Raw genomic sequence first — 3027 nt, forward strand, 5'->3', positions numbered from 1 at the left:
GGCGCTTGGGTGAAAGGAGGAGGGTGAAAATCTCCCACGGTCTGTACTGCGCTAACAGTCAGAATCGAGCCTTGTCCCTCCTCCTCCCTTCAAGTCCTACCATACAAGCGAGCCTGCTCGCGAAAGCGGTGGATCAGCCTCCAGATGTGCAAGCTGACTTATCGCCTTCGCGAGCAGGCTCGCTCCCACAGGGGATTTGTAGTGTCTTTGAGATTCCAACAGGCAAAAAAACGCCCCGATCCAGTCGGGGCGTCAGTCTTGCGGCTTTGCGGTTAGCTTTTTATTCGATCCGCAAAGGCCGTTTGCTCAGGTGAAGCCGAATCAGTGGAACTGTTCTTCTTCGGTCGAACCGGTCAGCGCGGTTACCGACGACGAGCCACCCTGGATCACGGTGGTCATGTCGTCGAAGTAGCCGGTGCCCACTTCCTGCTGGTGAGCCACGAAGGTGTAACCCTTGGCGGCGTCAGCGAACTCCTGCTCTTGCAGTTTCACGTAGGCAGTCATGTCGTTGCGGGCGTAGTCGTGCGCCAGGTTGAACATGCTGTGCCACATGTTGTGAATGCCGGCCAGGGTGATGAACTGGTGCTTGTAGCCCATGGCGGACAGTTCGCGCTGGAACTTGGCGATGGTCGCGTCGTCCAGGTTCTTCTTCCAGTTGAAGGAAGGCGAGCAGTTGTACGACAGCAGCTGGTCCGGGTATTCCTTCTTGATCGCTTCAGCGAAGCGACGGGCTTCTTCCAGATCCGGCTTGGCGGTTTCGCACCAGATCAGGTCGGCGTACGGAGCGTAAGCCAGGCCACGGGCGATCGCTTGATCCAGGCCGGCACGTACCTTGTAGAAACCTTCCTGAGTGCGCTCGCCGGTCACGAATGGCTGATCGTACGGGTCGCAGTCGGAAGTCAGCAGGTCGGCCGCGTTGGCGTCGGTGCGGGCCAGAATGATGGTCGGCGTGCCGGCAACGTCAGCGGCCAGACGGGCAGCGGTCAGCTTCTGTACGGCTTCCTGGGTTGGCACCAGAACCTTGCCGCCCATGTGGCCGCACTTCTTCACCGAAGCCAGTTGGTCTTCGAAGTGAACGCCAGCGGCGCCTGCTTCGATCATGCTTTTCATCAGCTCGTAGGCGTTGAGTACACCGCCGAAACCGGCTTCAGCGTCGGCCACGATTGGTGCGAAGTAGTCGATGTAGCCGTCATCGCCCGGGTTCTTGCCTGCTTTCCACTGGATCTGGTCAGCACGACGGAACGAGTTGTTGATGCGCTTGACCACGGTTGGCACCGAGTCCACCGGGTACAGCGACTGGTCCGGGTACATCGATTCTGCGGAGTTGTTGTCCGCAGCCACCTGCCAGCCGGACAGGTAGATCGCCTGGATACCGGCCTTGACCTGCTGAACAGCCTGGCCGCCAGTCAGGGCGCCCATGCAGTTGACGAAATCTTTCTCTGGACGGAAGGACGGCTTGGCACCCTGGGTGACCAGGTTCCACAGCTTCTCGGCGCCCATCTTCGCGAAGGTGTGCTCTGGCTGAACCGAGCCACGCAGGCGGACCACGTCGGCAGCGGAGTAAGTGCGAGTCACGCCTTTCCAGCGCGGGTTCTCGGCCCAGTCTTTTTCGAGGGCTGCAATTTGCTGTTCGCGTGTCAGTGCCATGGAGATAAACCTCGTCGCGTCTTTTATGAAAAGTTGTTCTGCGGTGGAAAATTCCTGCGCTCGCTGACCAGAAGCTTAGGTGGTCAAGTCGGATTTGGCGGGGTAGGCGACGGGATGAACGATGGGCTCGAGGGGAAGTGAGCAGGTAGTGGCGCGGTGCGGGCGCATTCCGGCGTCGTGGGCCTTTATACGGTCTGCAGCGTGAAGCCGGGTTACCTAAATACGCTTCCGTCCCTCGGGACAACTTCGTTCCAGTCGGCAACCTCGTCAAACACACCTTGTGGGCGGTACAGACACGAAACGGTTCGCGGGATAGGTGCGAACGGCGCTTCGAAGGCCCTTGCCAGGGCCTCTGATTAGCGGGAGCGAGGCCATCATGCCTTCGCTTTTTGGCCTCGTCAAACGTTTTGTAGTGCTTTTTTTAAGGCACTACATCTTTCGTCTAATACGACTAATCAGTCAGTTTTCGGTGCTTTAGTCCAGTGTGTCGACTTTCACCCGCAAGGTCATGTCATCCCGGCCTTGAGTCGAGTAGCTGCGGGTCAGGCCCTGTTTATCGGCCTGAGTCTGGCTGTTGACGCCCGCCAGAGTGATCCATTCACCGAGGCGTCCGGTGACGGTTGTGTCGGTGCTTTGCACGTTCACTACATCGGGACGTTCCTGGCTCATGCGGTCACGGTTGGTGCTGATCGCCAGATGAACGGTCTCGCCGGTGACGCTGGCGGTGACGTAGAAACCCTGGGTGACGTTGCGGTATTGGGTCTCGCTGCTGTAACCGCCGTAGGAATCGCTCTGGGTGTTGGTGATCGGCACGCTCTGGCCGACCTGGATCAGCGCCGGAGTGCCTTCGCTGGTCTGCACTTGCTGAACGCCGCCGTTGCGGCTGGTGGTGCTGCGGCTGATGATCCGGGTCTGGCTCGGCTGGGCGCCATTGACCGCATAACCTTCGTCGCCACGGCCGTTGTTTTCGTTGGTGTCGACGGTGATCAGCAAGCGCTTCGGTGCGGTATCGAGTTGCGCCAGCAGATCCTTCAACTCCTGAATCTTGCCCGGCTCGGCCTTGACGATCAGCTGATTGTCGTAAGCGCTGACCTGACCGTCCTGGCCGATGAAATCCTGCGCCACTGGCAACATGTCAGCGCTGGTGTGGTATTTGAGGGGGACGATTTCTGTGGCTGCCAGCACCGAAAAACTGCAGCCGAGCAGCAGGGTGGTGAGCAGGGTGCGTAGGGACATGTCCGTTATCTCCGCGTTCGAAAGGCTTGATATTGCCAGTTTGTCGGCCTGGGGTGGGGCAAGTTGAATCGTAGACAGCAAAACGCCCCGGCATCGGTGGATGGCGGGGCGTGATCGTTCCCACGCTCTGCGTGGGAATGCAGC

Annotated in this window: 2 protein-coding genes; both read right to left on the reverse strand. The window is 59.4% G+C overall.

Going from position 1 to position 3027, the window contains the following annotated elements:
• Positions 1–321 precede the first annotated feature (321 nt).
• Complete coding sequence (gene aceA, locus F8N49_RS26925) at positions 322–1647, reverse strand: isocitrate lyase (RefSeq protein WP_016775277.1); 1326 nt, start codon at positions 1645–1647, stop codon at positions 322–324.
• A gap of 474 nt (positions 1648–2121) precedes the next feature.
• Positions 2122–2883, reverse strand: a complete 762-nt coding sequence (locus F8N49_RS26930) for a secretin N-terminal domain-containing protein (protein ID WP_151553249.1) — start codon at positions 2881–2883, stop codon at positions 2122–2124.
• Positions 2884–3027: the final 144 nt, after the last annotated feature.

It is taken from the genome of Pseudomonas sp. GXM4 (assembly GCF_008923895.1).
Taxonomy (GTDB): Bacteria; Pseudomonadota; Gammaproteobacteria; order Pseudomonadales; family Pseudomonadaceae; genus Aquipseudomonas; species Aquipseudomonas atacamensis.

Excerpts from the sequence above, each read along its gene's own strand:
- F8N49_RS26930 (WP_151553249.1), bottom strand. The coding sequence starts at position 2,883 with ATGTCCCTACGCACCCTGCTCACCACCCTGCTGCTCGGCTGCAGTTTT.
- aceA (WP_016775277.1), bottom strand. The coding sequence starts at position 1,647 with ATGGCACTGACACGCGAACAGCAAATTGCAGCCCTCGAAAAAGACTGG.